At 52.4% G+C, this 21,742-nt stretch carries 8 protein-coding genes; 1 reads left to right on the top strand and 7 read right to left on the bottom strand.

Going from position 1 to position 21,742, the window contains the following annotated elements; translation table 11 throughout:
- Positions 1-16: 16 nt before the first annotated feature.
- Entirely contained in the window at positions 17-2,650 is a 2,634-nt protein-coding gene (locus tag LZD49_RS20710; protein WP_234669530.1) for an ABC transporter permease, read from the top strand.
- Positions 2,651-2,667: 17 nt separating this feature from the next.
- Here the strand turns inward: LZD49_RS20710 and LZD49_RS20705 are convergent, their stop codons facing one another.
- From LZD49_RS20705 to LZD49_RS20675, 7 genes are all read right to left on the bottom strand, one after another.
- A complete protein-coding gene (locus LZD49_RS20705) occupies positions 2,668-5,052 on the bottom strand; it encodes a TIM-barrel domain-containing protein (RefSeq protein ID WP_234669528.1) in 2,385 nt (794 codons plus the stop codon).
- Positions 5,053-5,100: 48 nt separating this feature from the next.
- A complete protein-coding gene (locus LZD49_RS20700) occupies positions 5,101-6,972 on the bottom strand; it encodes a glycoside hydrolase family 44 protein (protein WP_234669526.1) in 1,872 nt (623 codons plus the stop codon).
- Between the two features lie 568 nt (positions 6,973-7,540).
- The gene (locus LZD49_RS20695) at positions 7,541-8,707 is read right to left on the bottom strand and encodes a glycan-binding surface protein (RefSeq protein ID WP_234669524.1); all 1,167 of its coding nucleotides are present in this window, start codon (positions 8,705-8,707) and stop codon (positions 7,541-7,543) included.
- An 18-nt stretch (positions 8,708-8,725) separates the two neighbouring features.
- Positions 8,726-10,351, bottom strand: a complete 1,626-nt coding sequence (locus LZD49_RS20690) for a RagB/SusD family nutrient uptake outer membrane protein (protein ID WP_234669521.1) — start codon at positions 10,349-10,351, stop codon at positions 8,726-8,728.
- Between the two features lie 37 nt (positions 10,352-10,388).
- Positions 10,389-13,607, bottom strand: a complete 3,219-nt coding sequence (locus LZD49_RS20685; protein WP_234669520.1) for a TonB-dependent receptor — start codon at positions 13,605-13,607, stop codon at positions 10,389-10,391.
- Between the two features lie 310 nt (positions 13,608-13,917).
- A complete protein-coding gene (locus LZD49_RS20680; RefSeq protein ID WP_234669518.1) occupies positions 13,918-18,048 on the bottom strand; it encodes a hybrid sensor histidine kinase/response regulator transcription factor in 4,131 nt (1,376 codons plus the stop codon).
- Between the two features lie 200 nt (positions 18,049-18,248).
- A complete protein-coding gene (locus tag LZD49_RS20675; protein WP_234669517.1) occupies positions 18,249-21,620 on the bottom strand; it encodes an ExeM/NucH family extracellular endonuclease in 3,372 nt (1,123 codons plus the stop codon).
- Positions 21,621-21,742: the final 122 nt, after the last annotated feature.

The raw sequence follows: 21,742 nt of genomic DNA, 5'->3' as shown, positions 1-21,742 counted from the left end.
AGCTAAAAATCAACTTATGCCTAACCGCCGGGAACCGACTACCGACAACCCACCAGGATGGAGCAACAAACTGCTGGCCTGGCTGGCGCATCCCGACACGCTGGAAGAGACTGCCGGCGATATGATGGAACTCTATCAATACAGGCTGAAACAATTGGGAAAGCGTAAGGCGGACCGGTTGTACGTGATCGATGCATTCAAGCTGCTGAGACCGTTTGCCCGGTCGAAAAAGAAACATGTTTCAGGTAACCCGTTTAGTTTAGTCATGATACAAAATTACTTCAAGATCGCGCGCCGTAACCTTCTTAAAAACAAGGGATATTCGGCCATTAATATTTCCGGCCTGGCCGTAGGTATGGCCGTGGCACTGCTGATAGGTTTGTGGGTTTTCGATGAGCTGTCGTTTAACAAAAACCATGCGCATTACGACAAGATCGCGCAGGTTATGCAGAGCCAGAGCTTCGCCGGCACGATCCAGTCTGGCAACGGTGTGCCCAAGCAGCTAGAACGGGAACTGCGGAACAAGTACGGCAGCCATTTCAAATACATTGCGCTTACAGGCGGTGGTGGCGAACATCTCCTGAGTGTCGGAGAAAAAAAAATAATGAAAATTGGCCGTTACATGAGCCCCGAAATCGTGGAAATGCTTTCGCTGAAAATGTTGAAAGGGACGCGGTCGGGGCTTGCGGATATGAATTCCGTGCTGCTTTCCGAATCTGCTGCCAAAGCCACATTCGGCGATACAGATCCGATGGACAAAATACTCAAGATCGACAACAAAAATGCGGTGAGGGTAACGGGCGTCTATGCCGACCTTCCTGCCAATTCATCCTTCGCGGGCCTGGCTTTTATCGCGCCATGGAAACTGTTGGAAAGAGACCTGCCCGAATGGCTGGGTTGGGGAAACAATTGGTTCGACATGTACGTACAGATCGCCGATCACGCAACGATGGACCAGGTTTCGGCTACCATTGCCAAATCGAAGCTCGAAAACATCAATCAGGGAGAAGCAAAGTATGAGCCGCTGATCTTTTTACATCCAATGAGCAAATGGAATTTGTATTCCGAATTTAAAAACGGCGTCAATACCGGCGGCAGGATCAGTGTGGTATGGCTGTTTGGGATCACCGGCTTGTTCGTTCTTATGCTTGCGTGTATCAATTTCATGAACCTCAATACGGCGCGCAGCGAAAAACGGGCGAAAGAAATCGGTGTCCGCAAGGCGGTAGGCTCTGCCAAAATACAACTGGCGATGCAGTTCCTGGGCGAGTCGCTGATGGTGGTGGCTATCGCATTCCTATTGTCCCTCCTGATCGTAGTGCTGTCGTTGCCCGCATTCAATCAACTGGTAAACAAGCAAATAGAATTACCATTTACCCAACCCTATTTCTGGCTTGCCTGTATTGCGTTTGTCGTCATTACGGGCATTGTGGCGGGCAGTTATCCTGCACTTTATCTGTCGTCGTTCAAACCCATAGCTGCATTAAAAGGCGTTTCCGGAAAGCTGAGTAGCGGCCTGCTAGCCGGTTCACCACGCAAAGTGTTGGTGGTGTTGCAGTTCACCGTTTCAGTGACGCTCATCATCGGGACGATCATCGTGTACCGGCAGGTGCAGCATGCGAAAAACCGGCCCATCGGTTACAGTCGCCAGCAGTTGCTGACCAGCCCCATCAAGTCCGACGAGATTATCAAGCATTATTCGGCATTCAGGAATGATCTGATCAACACAGGCGTAGTCGAGGAAGTGACAGCCACCGACTCCCCGATAACCAACACCTACGTGACCAACAGCGGTTTCAGCTGGAAAGGGAAAAATCCTGCCATGACCGACGAGTTCGTGACGCTCCGGATTACCCATGAGTTCGGCAAGACCGTGGGCTGGAAAATTAAGGAGGGGCGCGATTTTTCCAAGGAATTCGCCACCGACTCTTTGGGATTTGTCCTCAACGAAGCCGCTGTTAAATATATGGGACTGAAAAACCCCATCGGTGAAATGATCCAATGGAGTGATAATGAGAGCTATAAAGTAATCGGCGTCGTACGGGACCTGGTGACGCAATCGCCCTACGAGCCTGCCAAACAAACTATTTTCTTTTTAAACTACAAGCGGCTGAATACGGTAAATATCAAGATAAGACCGTCGGCCAGCGCTTCGGCGGCTGTCGCCAGGATCCAATCTGTTTTCAAGAAGTATGATCCCGAAAATTTATTCCAGTATGCATTCGCCGATCAGGAATATGCGCGGAAGTTCAGTGACGAGGAACGTGTCGCAGGACTTACCACATTGTTCGCCGCTCTCGCAATAGCCATTTCGTGCCTCGGCCTTTTCGGACTGGCATCATTTGTGGCCGAGCAGCGGACCAAGGAAATTGGTATCCGCAAAGTACTGGGCGCTTCAGTGGCCGGACTTTGGGCTCTTTTGTCCCGCGAGTTCCTGGTACTGGTGTTGATCTCCTGTACGATTGCAGGGCCGATTGCGTGGTATCTCATGAATGACTGGTTGGAAAAATACACCTACAGAACAGAAATAAGCTGGTGGATTTTCGCTGTGTCGGCGCTGGGCGCCGTGCTGGTAACACTGCTTACCGTCAGCTTCCAGGCCATCAAAGCCGCATTACTGAATCCTGTGCGCTCGCTCCGATCGGAATGATCGCTGTTCAATGCGCGTCAATGAAGCGTCCATTTGATTTTACCACGAAAAGGGTCTCCCGTAACAGCAAGCTTGTTACCCTTGCCAGTTACAACCACTTCCTGCACCTGGTCATGGCCAGGCAGGTAAAGTGGTACTTTTACGTTCCCGAAAGCCGTTCCGAAACGCTGCAATTCGATGTTGTTCCAATCTATATCCCCGGTGGATTGTGCCACTTTTACGTGCGGCAATATCGCGCCTTCGCGCACGAGCATGACAACTTCCAGCTCACCTGCCGTGATCTCGTGCCAGCCGCCGTCGTAAAGCTTGCGTGTCTGGTAATCCACCCATTTGCCCTTTGGCAGATACACCTGCCGACTCCTGCCGTTTTCAAACAAGGGGGCAACCAGTATCTCTGAACCCAGCATATATTGGTTGTCCACCAGCCACGCGCCAGGGTCGTTCGGAAATTCCACCAGCAGTGCACGCACCATCGGCAACCCTTTTTCAGATGCGAGTTTGGCTTGTGTATAAATGTAGGGCATGAGCTTGTACTTCATCTCCACGACCTTTCTGAAATAGTTTTGAAAATCTTCCCCGTACTCCCAGGGCTCTTTCGGCGCCTGGCCGTGCGTGCGGGTGTGCGAGGAGAGCAGGCCCATCGGCAACCAGCGCCGATAAAGGTCTTCGGGTGTTTTTAGGGTGAAACCGCCAATATCGTGGCTCCAAAATGTAAAACCGGACAAGCCGAGCGACAAGCCGCCTCGCAACTGCGCTTCCATACCCTTGTTGGTCGTTTCGGCATCGCCGCCCCAATGGATCGGGTAACGCTGGCTACCGGCCCAGGTGCTGCGCGCCCAGATAATGCTCTCGCCGGTCAGTTTTTGGGTCAGCTCCGAAACGACTTTATTGTACCGGAGCGGGTAAAGGTTGTGTTCATAGAACCCGGTGCGGCCCGAAGCATACACGCCCGACAATGGAGCTGCCTCGCCAAAATCTACCTTAATGGCCGATACACCCAATTTCAGCAGGCCGGCGATCTTGTCCTGGTACCATTGGATAGTGTTGGTGTTGGAAAAATCAAGGACCGCATCTTCATATGGGATCGTGCCGTTCGCATTCTTTACGGCAAGGCCTTTGGCTACAATCTCCGGATAAAGGTCATTTTTAGGCACAAAATAGGGTAACTGCCAAAGTGATGTGCGAAAGCCCTGCTTTTTTAAATCGGCGATCATTCCTTCCGGATTTTTGAAACGGCTCGGGGCAAAGCGGTAATCGCAGCGCCAGTCGGTTTCGAACCAGCCCGTATCGAAATGGATCACGTCAGCAGGAATCCGGTTTTGGCGGAGTTTCGCGGCGACATTGCGGCCATCATCTTCCGAAAAGTAGGTAATGCGGCTCATCCAGAGCCCAAACGACCACAATGGCGGCATGGAGGCCTTGCCGGTCAGGTTAGTGTATTCGCCCAGAATGGCCTTGGGTTCTCCCAAAAACACAAATAGGTCCAGGTTTTCATCGCCGATTTGCATGGCATTGGATTCCCCGTAAGTCGCGCCGAAATCGCAGGTAATGGGTGATGTCGTGTGCATAAACATGCCATACCCGCGCGAGCTCATGTAAAATGGGATCGGCTTGTACATGGTCTGTGTCTCCACGCCATTCGGGTCGTGTGTCCATAGCACCACCTTTTGCCCATTCTTGTCAAGCCGGGTAAACGACTCGCCGCAGCCGAATATCTTTTCATCCGGTGAAAGCGAAAACACCGCCGCAACGCTGCGCGAGTAATCCGAGGCGCGGCGGACGAATGAAAACGGCAAGGTAGGCGTGTAGGACGATTTCCCGTCGGCTTGCCCGCGGGTTTGGGTCAACACCCTCCCATTTGCGTCGCGGATCAGGATTTTCCAGGGGTTTTCATAAACGGTCACCGAGCCGTGCGGGCCGCTGTACTGATGCCCTCCGCTAATCTTACTATACTTCCAGGACGCGTCCTTCACAGGCTCGCCCGTGAGCATGAGTGAGGGTTCCTGCGCATGAACCTGCCCACTGGTGTTCGCGCGGATGCGAATAGTGCGGGGGGATGTAAAGTCAATGGAGAATGGCAATACCGGGTCTTGCGCGTACTCGATGGACGGGAACTCATTGCTATATGAGCGCTTGTAGCTCAGCATCGAGTTATCGAAGTTGTGGGCCGAAAACGCTTCATGCCTTTTCCATTTGATCTTCCCCAAACCAGTCGCCGGATCAAATGTGGCCAGGCTGTCGGCGAAGAAAACAGTGTTGGAAAAATCCCGGAAATCGCCGCTGATATCGACCGGCTCGTTCACCAGTTTGCTATGCTGGGCGGTAACAGGGCCACCGCCCAAAGCCAGCAAAAGAAACAAAGAAAGTGAGGGTGCTTTACGTAAAAATTTCAGATTGTGCATGGATGGAGTTCAAAATATGGATGCCTCGAATAAATGGACAATGGTTTTTTAATGCACTATGATTTTCCTGACGGCCGACAGTCCATTGGCGCCGGTTAAATGGATCAGGTAAACACCGCCGGTCAGTTTAGGACGGATTACCGCCTCCCGCTGCGGTTTTGCAAGCGTCCTTTCAAGAACTTGCTTGCCGCTCATTTCCGTAATCATGATTTTGTCAAAATCCTGGTCGGCCCATTTGACCGTAATGCTGTCCCACGTTGGGTTCGGAAAGACCTGAAAAGGCTGTGATGTCGCCTCAGCGCCCATGATATTTCCCCCAGCCTGCAACAATACTGATGTGACCGACATAGCGGGAAGCGTCAGACTAAGCACATTGCCGACGGGAGCCGATTCTGACTTTTTTAGTGCATTTTGTGTGTGCGAAATGAAGGTTTCCGTTTCCGGAAGTTGTGATAATGTATAAACAGCAGCTTTTTCCTGCTTAGGCATAAAATGATCGAGCCGTACAGAGACATGCTGGATTTGGTCGGGCGAGCGATTGATCAGGACGACCGTCATAGAATCCGCCGTAACATTCACACTCGGGTAAGCCGATATCAATGCCTCGTTTGCAGAAACCGCCCGTACCGAATGCGTCTGGTTGTAGCGGCTCAGCAGGTGTAATGTTTCCCACATGCCGGGCTTCCAGGTCCAGGGCGTGAAAATTTCGACATTGTTTTTCATAAACTCTCCTACCGTGGACGCGTACCAGACAGCCGCGACGGACGGTGCAACGCTGCCGTCGATCCCCGTCTCGGTCAGGCCGAGGTTGACGCCGTGGCCGGCTCCCAGGTACTGGTTCAGCCAGTCGTTGCAGCGGGCGAAAATGTACTCGCGGGTAAGGCTGTTGTCATAGCCGCCGTTAATGGTCTTTACCCCGTTGGCTTCGGGAAAAATGTAGTCGCGGTCGAAAAACACGCGGTGGAGCTGAACGACCTCCTCTGTTTTTTTGGTAGCAGGATAAAAATGAATATCCAATACGTCGAGCAGCCGGACGCCACTTTTCTGCTGCTCTTCTGCCACCGTCTTGATAAAGTATTCGAGCCAGGGATAGGTCTTCCCGTTTTCAGTAACCGGTTTGCCATCCCAATTGTACCATTGCCATTCATTCGCCGTAACCGGCCCCGCGAGTCTAATTTCCGGATCAATAGCCTTCGCCTTCTTCGCCGTCGCGATGTACCGCTGCATAAATTCCTGTGGTGTGATTTGCTTAGGCATCACATCATCGTGCGTCCCCGACCATATTTCAGGCTCATTGTCCATGTTCCAGTACCGTATGCCTTCCCTCTTCAAGCCGATCCCACCGGCACCAAACCAGTGACCGAGAATTCCGACCACTGAATCGGCATCCCATTTTTCAAGATATGCATGAATATCCCCTTCCTTTTTCGCCTTCGTACCCGTGGCATTAGGCACGCCGCCACCGGCAAGGTTCTGATTTACACCTTCCCACCATTGTGAGCGGTTGTAATCCCAGTCGGCGAAGTTGGCGGTGCTGCTTTTGGCAGCCTGGCCCAGGAGCGGAAATGCCCACATGCCCTGCGCAGCCGGGAAATGCTTTTGCAGGGCCTGTGCGGCCTGGTCCCAGTTGTTGACGTAAACGTTATTGTACCAGTCAGGGTGGCTGCTGAGCTTTCTCCGCCAGTTGTATTTGGAAGAATTATTCCCCCCGCTCTCCCTGAAAAACCGCACACCCGCATCACGAAGCCGGATCAAATCGCTTTCGGGCAAAGTCCAGTTGGGATCTGTGGACGAAAATGAGTTGTTGCGGCCGTAGAGATACGGGGAAATTGGCTTGACCTCGGCTGCTGCGTCGATAGCGACCTGGATTTGCCCGAAGGTGATTTGGGAAATGAAGAGCAGGAAAAAGACCTTGTCCATGTAGATTCTCTCTGATAATGTTTTGACGACGTCGCCCTGAGCGAACGGGCTGCCCCAGCGATCGAAGGTACACTACGTGTCACCCTGAGCGCAGTCGAAGGGCATGCACATCGTTGCGGTACGGACTGTCTTCGGCTACGCTCAGACTGACATTTCGGCTGCGCTCAGACTGATATTTCGACTGCGCTCAGACTGACATTTCCGCTTCGCTCAGACTCACATTTTGCATAGTGCATCACCCTGAACGGACGGGCTGCCCCAGCGATCGATGTTACACTATATGTCACCCTGCGCAGTCGAAGGGTATGCTACGTGTCACCCTGAGCGCAGTCGAAGGGCATGCACATCGTTGCGGTACGGACTGTCTTCGGCTGCGCTCAGACTGACATTTCCACTGCGCTCAGACTGGCATTTTGCATAGTGCATCACCCTGAGTGGACGGGCTGCCCCAACGATCGATGCTACACTATATGTCACCCTGAGCGCAATCGAAGGGTATGCTACGTGTCACCCTGAGCGCAGTCGAAGGGCATGCTACGTATCACCCTGAGCGCAGTCGAAGGGGGCATCACTTTTTCACAATCCTGAAATTATCTACACTACCATTAAAGGACGCAATGGCCACATCCGGCGTGCCGAACGACACTTTCAGGTCGGTGACTTTGGAAACGTCCGCAATGGTTGCGCCTGAGGCGTTTTTGAATTCGGTGAGTTCGATGACCGCCGTTCTCCACCCGTTAGTTTGATAGCCCGTAGAGGCATATACGGTGGAATTCCATGGTTGGAAAGCATACACATATTCGCTGCCGTCGGCGGTAATGGTGATGTCGTACTTTCCTGCCTTCCAGGGCTCGGCGATGTTATGTTCGAACTTGAACTGCCTGTCCGCCGCGGCGCCTGCCGGCAATTTAAAATCAAAATAACAGGTGGAGAACACCCAGGCATCGGCATAGCCGGTTTTGGGCAAATTCGTGCCTTTGATCCGCGAATATTTGCCCGCGATCGCACCGGCATCCGTGGCCGGAATGATCGGTGCCGCGCCCCAGCATACCTCCGAGCCCCAGGTAGTGGCCGGAACATCAAAATTGACCAAATGGCCGGCCAGGTCGTTCAATTTAAAGGTGGTCTTCGCCATCCCGAACTCGCCTTCCACGGTAATGATATCAACTGCCGCGGTAGCCGGCATTTTAGCAGTAATTTGCTTTGCCGTACTGCTAACAACCTGCAAAGCAGTTGTGCCGAGTTTCACAGATTTGATATTATAAAAATAATCCCCGTTGATCACGACCGTCCCATTCGCTTTCACAAACTCCGAATATAATCCCGAAATCACCGGCGTAGGCGCTGTAAGCACGAAATCGTAGGTCGCCTCGCCGCCTTTGGTCAGCACTTTGATCTTATTGGGAACCGCCGCATCCACCGCCTTCGTGGGCGCATTGACGGGTATGGTCACAATGATATTCGAGTTGCTGCCCAATGCCGCATTAAAACTCGCTTCGAAATCATTGAAATACACTTTTAAAACACTTCCCAGGTTCTGGCCCTGGATCACGATCAGGCTGCCGGGTTCAGCCGCATTCAGCGAGCTGTCGGCCTTGGTCGGATCGAGCAGACGTACATTACTGATCGCCGGTGCGCCGTCGACGTCATCATCGTTGCAGCTCTGGAACGTTAGCAGCATTCCCGCCGCCAGCAAAAGCCCCAGCGCTGTTTTGCATATATTTTTAAAATTCATGTTCATCATAGATTTGGGTTAATCAACAAGTTTGCTGAAATCGAAAGCGACCGGCTCGTTCTTCAACGAAGGTGCATTCACGATCTCGGCTTCCGGGAATGGCAGGTAAAGCGTAGCAGCCGATAATGGATAATACTCAGCCGGTGAATACACTACATTGTATTTCTTCGGATTAGTCGAACCCGCCACATAGGTCATGGTATAGTTCTCCTTATGCTGAGCAGCGGTGTAGGCGATCGCTTTGGTTGGGTTAAAATAGAACCAGCGAACGACCTCGTTCCATGAATTGCCTTCGAAGATCGTCTCAATGCGCCTTTCCTGGAAAATATCCTCAAAAGTCAGCGTGGCTTTGACAGGCATACCGGCCCGTTTGCGTACCGCGTTGAAATACTCAAGTGCTTTGGCGTCGGAAGTATTTGCGCTGTTGCCCAAAACGGCGTCGGCGTAGATCAGGTACACTTCTGCCAGGCGCAACATGTAGGAATTGATATTGGCCGCCATAAACCCGCCAAGCCCGCCATTATCCGCCGGAGAGCCGATAATGTACTTTTTAATCGCCGACAATGCCGTTGGCCGGTTGTATTTCAGCCCACCCGTCGATTTCTGAATATTGGTATAAACATCGCCATCGAACATCCCAATGGCCTTTCTCCGCAAAGAATCCGCTGGGTTTTCCGTAAAATATTTCACAAGATCCGCCGAGATACCCTGCGCCGCACCCCAGCCATCACCCGTTCCGGTGATGTTGGCATCATAAGCGAAATAGGCTTGAAACGAGTTGTTGACGCCCCAAGGGCTGCTTATCGGCATCCATTGCAGCGAGAAAAGGCTCTCAGGATTGTTTTTGGAAGCATTGTGGTTTGCACTTTCAAACAACTCGGCATAAGTGGCTGCCAGCGACAGGCCGCTTTTGGTGATCACGCTTTCGGCATAATACTTCGCGCTGTCCAGATCCGACTGGTTGCGGGTGCCGTTCTGATTAAGTCCTGCACGCATCAGGTACATCCGGGCCAGCATGCCTTCTGCGGAATATTTGGTCAAACGCCCCTGATCTGCCGTAACAGGCAGGTTTTCAGCCGCGAAACGATAATCCTGAACAAGCAGCTTCCACACGTCCTCAATGCGGTTACGAACCGGCGCTTCGTTGAGCTGCGCCACATTGTCGTACACGATCGGTACCGCGCCCCAGTTGGTTACCAGGTAATAATAGGCCGTAGCACGCATAAAGCGGCATTCACCCAGCCCCTGCGCCTTCACAGCAGCCGAAGCAGTGCTTCCCTGCGCTTCGTTGATCGCCTTGTAAGCGTTGTTGCTCTGCGCGATGATCTTGTAAAAAGACTTGTAACCCGGCAAAAGCGTGCCCACGTCCGTGGAAGAGATTGCGTGCTTGATGTACGAGGTACGGTCGTTGGAATTCAGGTTACCGGCACGGGCCTCCTGGAACGCCATGTTAGCCTTGTCGTTGAAATCGAACCACACGATGTTGTAGAGTGGAGCAGTCCCGGCCAGGATCTCTGCATCTGTTTTATAAAAATTACCCGAAGTAAGTGCGTCCAGCGGTGGGCGGTCGAGAAAATCCTCGCCGCATCCCTGCATGAGCATCAGTGCTCCGATAGCGGCTATGAGTCTGTATTTGAATTGCATATGAAATGTTTTTGAAATTGGACGAAAGGCTATCTACTTAAAAGTCAGCCATCAAACCGAATGAATACATGCGCACGGACGGGTAACGGCCTGTGTCAATACCGGCCATTACAGTACCGCCGTAGTTGACCATCCCGATCTCAGGATCATATCCTTTGTATTTCGTAATGGTAAACAGGTTCTGCGCACCCACGGAGGCTTTCAATCCCTGGATAAAGAGGCCTTTCAGCACCGACTTCGGGAAGTTGTAGCTGAGCGTGATGTTTTTCAGGCGCACATAGCTGCCGTCTTCAATGAAGTTGGTGTTCATCCGGTTGTTACCATTCGGATCGCCCGGGGCAATGCGCGGGATGGTGTAGCCGGGGTTGGTCAAAGTGGCGGTTTCGGCGTCCGCCACGTTGTAGCTGCTTGGACGTGCGTAATTCGCCACCGATTTCCACTGGTTACCAAACACACCGCCATTACCCGGCACTTCGGCGCGGTAGCGGGGATAGTTGAGAATGTCGTTCTTGAAGCTTCCGGTCAGGAATGCATTAAGTTCGAAATTCTTGTAAGTCATGTTGCTGTTAAAACCGAGCGTGAATTTCGGCCACGGGTTACCGATCACCGTCCGGTCTTCGGCGTCGATCAGCCCGTCGCCATTCAGGTCGCGGAACTTCGTATCACCTATCCAGGAGCCAGTAGCCGGATTGACCGTCATTTGACCATTGGAAGTCTGGATCGCGTGGTTTTTGATGTCGTTGCCATCCTGGAACAGACCGTCGGCAATGTAGCCGGTGATCATACTCGCAGGCTGACCTACCTCCGTTTTGAAACCAACTGAAGTGGCATTCCAAACAGGCGTGATCGGGTTGAGCAGCGAAGTCACCTTGTTGCGGTCGAACGAGAGATTAATGCCCGTCCGCCAGTAAAAGCCGCCTTTGTCGATATTGACGGTATTCAATGTAAAACCAATACCACGGTTTTTCATCGAACCGGCGTTCACAGCCGGCCAGCTCAGGTAGCCCGGCGAGTAAGCAATGTCGCCACCGTACGTGAATGGATAGGAGTTGACGGTGATCAGGCTGGTAATGTTTTTGATATAAGCATCCACGATCAGCTCCACGCGGTTGCTGAACATATGCAGGTCCAGACCTCCGTTGATCACATCATCCTTTTCCCAGGTCAGGAACTCGTTGGCAAAATTGGAAGCCAGAAAACCCGTTCCCCAGCCCGTCGGCACGGTTTGCAGGGTCGAGAAAATGGCATTGCCGCCGCTTCCCTGGTTACCCGAGCGACCGATCTCAAACCGCAGTTTCAGGTCATTGATCTCATTCACACTCTTCAAGAACGGCTCTTCCGAAAGGCGCCATGCTACCGAAACGGCTGGGAAGTTACCCCACCGGCGGCCTTCGCGGAAGGCAGACGAGCCATCCATCCGGTAAGTTCCCTGCAAGAAATAGCGCTCGTTGAAGCTGTAATTGACACGCGCAAAATACGATTCGCGTGAGCCTGCACCCTTGCCGCTGTTGTTGCTTACATTCGAGATTACCGAAGCATCACCACCGGAAAGCTCCTCAATGGTATTGGTAATGAATTTCTTACGCGTACCAGTCAACGACTCGTAGGTGTATTGTTGCGCTTCGTGGCCGGCCATGAGGTTAATGCCGTGGCGACCGAGTTTTAAATCATAGGTCAACCGGCTGTGCAAGCTCCACCAGTTGTTGGTGTTCACCGAGCGCGTCGAGGTGGCCGCATCCTGCGATACCACATAACCTCCGATTGTATACGATGGATGGAAGGAGTAGTACTTCAAAAATTCCGCGCTACCATTGGCTTCGGTGTGCCATACCAGGTTTTTGGCGAGTTTTACATCCGCGTAAAGACTTCCGAGAATCGAGGTCCGGCGGTTATAATCGTTGTAGATCTTTGAGATCATCACCGGGTTGGTAAATTGGAACTGCGTCGAAACGGGTCCGCCCCAGCTGCCATCGGGATTGGTCACCGGTACGCTTGGGTTTTGATCCAAGGCAAGCTGAATAATGCCGCCGTTATTCACATTCACCTTTTCCTCCGTAAGCCCCACGTTGATGTTCGCACCGATTTTCAGCCAGTTACGGGTCTGGTTTTCCAGGTTCAAACGGCCATTGTAACGTTTGAAACCCGATCCTTCCACAATACCTTTCTGGTTGAAATACTCGCCGGAGAGATAGTAGGTCGTCTTTTCGGTACCGCCACTCAGGCCGATCGAATACTTTTGCAGCGTTGTAGGGCGGAAAAGAGCGCTTTGCCAATCGGTACCTTCTCCCAGCACCGACGGATCTGCAAACTGGGGTTCGGTAGCGGTGCTGCCCACAGCAGCAGCCTCATTTCTGAACTGCGCATACTCCCGCAGGTTCATCACGTTAATATGCTTAGGCTCTGCCTGCAAAGTTACCAGTGAGTTGAAGGTAATTTTGGCTTCGCCTGCCTTACCGCGCTTGGTGGTGATCATCACCACCCCATTGGCACCAACCGCACCATAAATAGCCGTGGCAGAAGGCCCTTGCAACACGTTAATGGTCTCAATATCATCCGGGTTAATGGACGAGAGGATATTGGAAAAACCCGTCGGACGGTTGTTCGGGTCGTCTTTCATATTGTCGGGTTTGATCTGCACGCCGTCTATGACATACAATGGCTGCGTCGTACCCGTGAGGGAGCTCAAACCGCGGATCAGTACGGATGGTGCCGCGCCGGGTTGTCCGGAGTTTTGCTGCACCATTACGTTCGCCGCCCGGCCCTGTAGCCCTTGTTCAAGTGAAGTATTGATGGTCTTGCTAAGGTCTTTGCCCGAAACGGTGACCTGCGAGCTCGAAACATCCGTCTTTTTCATTTCCCCATAACCCACTACCACCACCTCGTCGAGGGCCGAAATGCTTTCTTTTAGTTTAATGTCGATTTTCGTCTTGTTGCCAATCGCCACTTCCTGGGTTTCGTAACCAATGAACGAAAAGACCAGCGTGTTACCCGAAGCAGCCTCGATGGAAAACTGGCCCTCGGTGTTCGTAGTCGTTCCGTTGGAAGTGCCTTTGATGACCACGCTCGCGCCCGGGATTCCGTCACCGCGTTCGACAGAAGTTACCGTACCCGTAATGGTGCGTTTTGCGTCGGTTTGCGCGAAGGCGCCTACCGCAGCACCCAGGATTCCCACTGACAGAAGAAGAGGTCGCAGCAACCCGGCCAGGTAGCGCAAGCCCCGCTTTGCCCGCCTTGTTTCGTAAAAATTGTGTTGCATGTTGTTTGATTTTAAAATGACTATCTGCTCCAACCCGACTTAGACTTTTCCGATGCCAAAGGACAGCGCACAGGATTTGGTACAAATCGAATGAATAGTTGGACAAATGTGTCACCAAAAAACATGTAGCAAGGGCTCCATATGTTTACAATTAGGGTGTCATTTGTAAACCGGGACGAAAAAACAGGCTATTTTTTCACTATTTATTCCATTTTGGAAGCCAACGGAGGAAAATCCGATGAGCAAGTATTGAGCAGGTGATTGCCGGGCCATATGAGAGGATCACACTGATATATTGCACTATTCTCATTTACTCCTGCCCGACGTGCTGCTTTCGGTATTCGGTCGGCAGCATCTGATACTCCTCTTTGAAGAGCTTGGCGAAGTATTTGGGATTGTTGAAGCCGATCTGATAGGCGATCTCCGCGACGGTGAGCTGGCTCTTTTCGAGCAAGCTTGCTCCCCTTCGCATGCGGATAATGCGGATGAATTCGATAGGTGTTTTGCCAGTCAGCGAGAGGATTTTTTTATAAAGGTAAACCCGGCTCATCGACATGGCGTCGCTCAGCTCCTCTACCGTAAACTCGGGGTTGGCCAGGTTTGCCTCGACGGCTTTTACGGCGTTGTTGACAAACTGCTCATCGAGCGAGCGAATGGCGACCTCACTCGGACGGATCTCCACATGCTGCTGGAATTGCCGTTGTAGCTGCTCACGCTGCCGGATCAGGTTGGCGATCCTGACCCGCAATATATCCAGGCGGAAAGGTTTGGTCACGTAGGCGTCCGCCCCGGTCTGGTAACCTTGGAGCTGCTGCTCTTCCTCCGCGCGGGCCGTGAGCAGCACCACCGGGATATGCGAAATGCGCCGGTCGGTTTTGATGGTGCGGCACAGCTCGATACCGTCCATTTCCGGCATCATGACATCGCTCACGATCAGTTCCGGTATTTGTTCCAAGGTTATATCGAGGCCTATCCTGCCGTTCGCGGCTTCGAGCACCTGATATTCTTTTTGAAATACTTCTTTTAAATACTCCCTGAACTCATCGTTGTCTTCCACGAGCAGCAGCACAGGTTTGGCTTTCGTGCCCTTTTCTCCTGGAAGGTCTATTTCAATACTCGCCTCTTGCACCGGCAATACGTCCGTGAGCGGGATCGGTGCCGAACGTGCCTCGCTCTCGCGTAAGGGCAAGGTCACGATAAAAGTACTGCCTTTGCCTACTTCGCTTTCCAGCTGGATGCTCCCGTCATGCATCTTAACAAACTCTCCGGCTATGGAAAGGCCGATGCCGCTGCCCTGGTTCATGATATTTTCGGGCATGGGATGCTGGTAAAACCTTTCGAAAACCTTCGCCTGCGCCTCCACGGGAATGCCAATGCCCGAGTCCTCGACCCTGATTTCCAATGCATCTCCATTCTCCGAGGGCATTGTACGCAGGCGGACAGTCACCTGGCCATTCTCCGGCGTGAATTTGAATGCATTCGACAGCAGGTTGTACATTACTTTGGACAACTTATCCTGGTCAAAATCCGCATACCGCGATTCCACCGCGCTTTCGAAGCGGTAACGGATGTGCTTGTGTTCCGACAGCTCCGAGAACGTCTGGGCGATTTGGCGCACAAAACGTACAATGTCGCCCCGTTCGGGCATAAAACGCGTTTCTTCTACTTCCAGCTTCTTGAAATCCAGCATCTGCGTTACCAGGTTGAAAAGCCGCTGGGCGTTCCGGTGAATGAGCGATAATTGCCGGTGTACCGTGTGATCGGACCGAATGTTTTTAAGCAGATTTTCAAGCGGGGTGAGCATGAGCGTGAGCGGCGTGCGGAACTCGTGGCTCACATTGGTGAAAAACTTGATCTTCATCATATCCAGCTCGTGCATTTGCTGGGCATAACGGCGCTCCTGTTCCAGCTTGAAATTCATTCGCTCGCGTTCGATCAGTACCCAGCGTGCGACCATCAGCGCCCCCGCCACGAGCAGGAAATAGAGAATATATGCCCACGGCGTCCGCCAGAAAGGCGGCAGGATCACCACTTGCAGGCTCCGTTCGGTAGCGAGGCCCGCCCCTTTCATTTTTACTTTGAAAGTGTAGGTGCCAGGGTCAAGGTTGGTGTAGGTAACCCTGCGGGTGTCGTCGGCCTCAAACCATTGGTCGTTAAAACCTTTGAGACTGTACAGGTAATTATTTTTCTCCGGATGAAGGAAATTCAATGCTGCGAATTCGATCGAAAAAACATTCTGACTGTATTTCAGCTCAATGCGATCGGTCAGCGATATCGATTGATCCAGCACCGATTCCCCGTTGTACAACTCGCCCGGCCTGATGCTTTTGTTGAAAATCTGGAAATCGGTGAGCGTTATTTTCGCAGCCGCCCGGTCGTCGGTGATCTCCGCGGGGTCAAAGATGGAAAAACCATTGGCACCACCAAACACTAGTTCGCCACTATGAAGACGGAAAGCTGCATTTTCGTTGAAGCCGCGCCCCTGCAACCCATCGACCTCATTGAACGTACGCACCTGAAATGCGGTAGGCACTCCGCCCGTACGCCTGGTAACCGCGCAATTGACCAGCCCTTTGGGCGTTCCAAGCCACAGGTTTTGCATATCATCTACAACTACCGTCAAAATGTGGTTGTCCGGCAGCCCGTGGCGGGTGTCGTAGGTCACGAATGCATTGCGGCGGGCATCGTAGCGGTTGAGGCCCTCCGAAGTACCGATCCAGATGTTGCCGAACCGGTCCTGTGCCAATGCGGTGATCGCATCGCTGCTCAGGCCGTCCTGATTGCCTTCTCGGTAGGCATAGTGGACGAAACGGCCGGTTTTACGCATCAGCACATCGATACCATTGGCAGTGCCGATCCAGAGATTGCCGTCCCGGTCTTCCAGCATGGCCGAAATGTAATCCGAGCTGACGGAATTCGGCGCCAGCCGCCTGTAATGCCTGAATGTGCTTTTGTCCCGGTCGAGCAGGTCCAGCCCGTCGGCCATGGTACCTACCCACAAACGTCGCTGCGAATCCTCGAAGATTTCCCACACCCGGTCGTCGATTAAACTTGTAGAATCGGCTGGGTTATGCAGGTAACGGGTGAAGTTTTTTCCGTCAAACCGGTTGAGGCCGCCAAAATAAGTACCTATCCAAAGCACATTGGCCCTATCCAGGAACAAACTGACAATCACATCGTTACTCAAACTACTGCGATCGCCAGGGATATTCCGGTATTGCCGGAAGCTGTTATTGGTGCGATCATAATGGATGAGGCCGCCACCGTTCGTGCCGATCCAGAGATTCCCGCTGCGGTCCTCGGTGAACACATTGACGTCATCATAAGGCAGGCTGCGCGCATCACCCGGCGAGTGCTTAACGAGGGAAAATTTGAAGATATTCCGATGATAGGCGCAAAACCCTTTTTTGAATGTCCCTGCCCAGATCATCCCGGTCGGGTCTTTGTACAATGCCTGGATTGTATTCTGGCTGATGGTACGGGCATCGCCGGGATCGAACAGCAATGTGGAAACCGTCCCGCGCTCTTTGTCCAGCACATTAACTCCCCCATGGTCGGTCCCAACCCATATTTTGCCGTCCGGACCAGAGAGCATGGTTGTTACGGCGTTGTTATTCAGCTTGAAATCGGATGCGGCGGTATGGGCAACGCGCAAAGTGTTGTTTTTGTAATCGAAATTAAATGCGCCTGTCGCCGCTTTGACGATATACACCCAAGGTTCGCCATCGTCGTCTACAAAAACCTTGTGATTGGACAAATTGCCCAGCTTTCGGTTTTGCAGCAAGGCGCTTTGTATCGTTATGCTATGCGTGCCGGCATCCACACGCGCCAGGTAACCGTCGTCGCAAACCACCCAGAGATTACCTTCGGAATCTTCATCGAAATCGGAGATCATGCGCTTCACCGGCCCCGACGAATCCTCGGAAGGACCAAACCTGACTTTCAGAAGCTTTTTGGAGGCCGTCAGGTATTTCAACAGCCCGAGCCTGTTATGGTTGACCCAGTAGTCGCCGGAGCGGGTTTTGATAATGCGGTTAAAATTGGCGTCGGGAAGCCCAAAACGCCGGGCTGCCTGGTCGGCATTGCGATCGATACGCTCTGCAACCGGGTCGTAGATGTTGAACCCGACGCGGGTATTGATCCAGATAGAACCTTGCGGATCTTCGAAGAGCGCATTGATCTGATGGTCCGAAATACTTGTTGAATCGGCCTGATCGTGCTTGAAAACCCGGAAAGAATATCCATCGAAGCGGTTGAGGCCGTTGGCTGTGCCGATCCACACAAAACCCCGGCTGTCTTTCAGGAAGCAATTCACCTGGTTATGCGAGAGCCCCTGTTCGGTGTTATAACGCGCAAACTGGTACCCGCCGGACTGGGCCGCACCATGCTGCATCCATCCCAACAGACCTACCAGAACCATCCAAAAACATCGGCACCACATTCGCATTGAGGGAAAACAAGAACCTGAAATTAATCTACCCGTTCTAATCCTCAAAATACGCGAGGGCGTTGTTTGTTGGTGGAATTTTGAATGAGTGAATGACTGAATGATTGAATGTACTGTTTATTTTCCATTTCAAAATTCCTCCATTCACTCATTCACTCATTCAATCATTCAATCATTCAGTCATTCAAAATTCACTATTGCACAACCACCTTCACGGTATCATTTACTCCTGATCCCGTTGTGAAATTGACATAGTACAAACCGGGTAGCAGACGGGTTTTGGCAGTAACGACCAGCTCGTCGCCGGATTCTGCGGGAGAAACGGTTACTTGAATCTGCTCTCCCAAAACGCTGAACATTTTTACAGAAGCCTTATTCACGTCCTTGCCAGAAAGTGTGAACTGACCTGCGCCCGGATTAGGAAACACGATAACGCTCTTGTCCGAAGAAGCCGTTTTAACGGCGATAACGCGTGACATTTCCATATTTCCATTGAGATCCATTTGTTTAAGCCGATAGTAGTAGATCTTGCCTGATTCGATCTGATGGTCGTCAAAGCTATATGTGCTTTGCTGCGTAGTGGTAGCATTTCCTTCCACGTAACCAATGGCTTCGAAATCACGTCCGTTTCCGCTTCTCAGCACTTCAAAACCTTCGTTATCTGTTTCCTGGGAGGTTTTCCAATTCAGAGTGACCTTGCCGCCATTCAGATTTCCGGAAAACGAAATGTAGGTAACCGGCAACGACTTATCCAGAAAAAGACCGACTAACACCGGGTCGTGATCGGCCGCTCGATAGTGGTCGCCACTGTACAGGCTGGCGACCTGACCGGTTGATTTGAACTCCGTATTGTAATCCAGCACGCTTGGCTCATCGGCATTGATGTGCCATTTGGCTGCGCCCGTAACCTGGTTCGAAAGTGACTTGCTGGCCAGTGCGTGGTCCAGCGAGCCAAATTGCCCGTCGAAAACATATGAATAAGATGAAGCGGGAAGCAAATTACCGTAACCTGCCGTTTCGAGAATCGTGATCGGGTTCTCCTTGGCGTAAGCATTCAAATCGCCGAGGATCAGATAATCCGGGTCGGTGGTTCCGGTCGGCCGCGTGGCCAGCCAGCTCGCAAGGTCCGTCGCCTGGCGGCTGCGCGTTCCGTTGGAGAATCCCTGCCCGTCATTGGCGTCGGCATCACCTTCGCCGCCCGAGCTTGATCCTTTCGACTTAAAGTGATTGACAACCACTGAGAACACTTCCCCATTTGAATTCTGGGTGAATGTCTGCGCCAGCGGACGGCGGCCGACCAGGTCAAATGCTGGGCTGGTGGTCAATGTGGCCGCATTGCCAAGCGGGGTGACTTTATCTTTTTTATACAAAATACCTACGGTAATTGCATCTGTCGAAATCGATGCGCCGGTGGTAGCGGGGTCAATGAAAGCATAAGTACCGCTGCCTTCCGGATCTGCATTCAGGCCGTTTTCCAAATCCTTCAATGCGGTGATTGGCGTAGCTCCGTTTGACTGGATTTCCATCAAGCCGATCACATCGCCCTGAGAGCGTATCAGCGCTTTTACGATTTTAGCTTTTTGACGCTCAAATTCCGCTGCCGTGTTCGCGCCGCGGTATTCATCTCCCGAAACGTCGAGGTTCACGAAGTAGTTAAGCACATTGGCACTTGCTATTCTCAGCGATGGCGTAGTTCCGCTGGCTGCAAGGCCTGGAATGGTCGCCGGACGTTCGTTGGCGGGTTGGAAATTAATGCCGGTAGCCGACTGGATGCGGTAGCCTTCGAGGCGCTCGTCGAGAATGCCGATGATGTTGGAAACCAGGTCGCCGCCGCGCAGTGTATTGCCCGCGCTCAACGGGTTTCCACCACGACCGAAAATGATCGGGTCCGGGTTCTGGCGGGTGCTGCCGTCGTCAAGGATGATTTGTCTTTTAGCCAATTCGCCCATATAAGCCGCATAGCCACTCACACTCGGCGCATTGAACTGCGTATACTGATCGAGACGGGCGTCGGTACCCGGCTGGTTGGTGGCACCATCCACCGATAGCAGTACCTGACCATAGCGTCCCAGTTCGAAGAATTCCGTCACTGCCAGGTTTCCGCTGTTTGCACTGAGGTCTGCCAACATACCTTCGTAACGTTCCAGATCGGCTACATTGGCAACTGGCAGTTTCACGGCTACCGGCGTTGGCAAGGACGAAGCGCCCAGGTTTTCAAATGTGGTAAGAGTTTTTATTTCGGTCAAACGCGTCGTAACGCCGCTGGTGGTAGATACGAAATCAATCACCTCTCCTGTCAAACGAACTTTGTCGCCCTGGCTCGGGCTTACTTCACCCACGGGGTCGGCCGATACATTGTACACAAAGATCGCTTCGGAAGTCAGCGGATCGCCGTCGGCGTCCGCATCTTCCTCCTGCACGTAGAAACCGCTCAATCCGGTAGCGCCCGGGAAGGTGCGGGTGACGATTCCTTCAATGGTGTATTCGCCTGTCAGCGCGGCAAGTTGTCCGCTTCCCTGGATAGCGCTGATTTTGGTGACGGTTCCCGGAGGTGCGATCGTGGTGAAATTCCACGTTTGCGCATCCGCGATCCCGGCAAAATCATTACCCGCCTCGTCGGCAAAGGAATTGGCTGTGAGTGTAATGTGATAGGAAGTCGAATTTACAAGCGTAACGCCCGAGATCGACACCTTTGCACCGGCCACCGTTACATTGGCCGAGGCGACATCGATCACCTGTGTAGTATTATCATTTGCATTGGTAATGGTAAAAGATCCTGTGTTTTTCACCACATTCTCTGAAAAAGTCAGGCTCAATGCGGCTGTCGTCTGTACATTGATTGCATTGTCGGCGGGAGCTAGCGCGCTGATTGTCGGAGCCGTAATGTCCGGCCCTGTTACTTCCTCTTCGATCGAAACATCGTCCAGTGCAATCCTGTCTCGGCTGCCACTACTTCCTGCCGACTCCCAGTATACCCATCTTAGTTGCAGTAGTTCTATCCCGGCCAGTGAGTCCGGAAGCGCCAGTGAATACGATGCGGAGTCTCCAACGGTATTGTAGGTTGTGGTGGAAAAAACTTCACTCACGCTTCCCAAATTTGTAAAGTTGCCGGTATTACCTATTCGGGCCTGAATGGCAAGACTGTTATCACGACTGCCCTGCAAATATCTGATCCTGGCTTTCCATTTTACTACTAGTCCCGACTTGTCCCTTGTATCCAAAGCCACTACCACCGCTCCGGCGGGTGCGCTGTTAGAGGCCAGCATTCCTATTCCCAGGATCCCGTTTGTGCCTTCGCTGCGCCATCCGCCTGCGTTCTCACCGGCATTGGAGGCGAGCGCAACAAGATCAGCGGTGCCGGGAGATACCGGGCGTGTTGTTTGTACACTGGCAAAACGGTGTACCGCAACACCGGCCGGCAAAACCTGTGGCTGGACAGATGTTAAAGAAAATGGGATCGTTTGCGCTGTCGGCGCCGTCTGCGCAAATGTGGTAAAACAGGCCCCGGACAGGAGCACGGCCCGTAGAAATGCCGCTGTAATGGTTGATAGTAGTGTCTTTCTCATTGATCAAACGTGAGTTATGTGATATTCAAACCACCAAAGCTACCGCCCGCCCGTTTTCCCGGCGTGACCTCAACTTTAAATAGCTGTTAAGAAAACCCACGCCATCCGCAACTTAACATTGG

This window comes from Dyadobacter sp. CY261 (assembly GCF_021440085.1).
Lineage (GTDB): Bacteria > Bacteroidota > Bacteroidia > Cytophagales > Spirosomataceae > Dyadobacter.
Note: the sequence above shows the minus strand (reverse complement) of the source record. Positions and strands in the feature narration are given on the sequence as shown.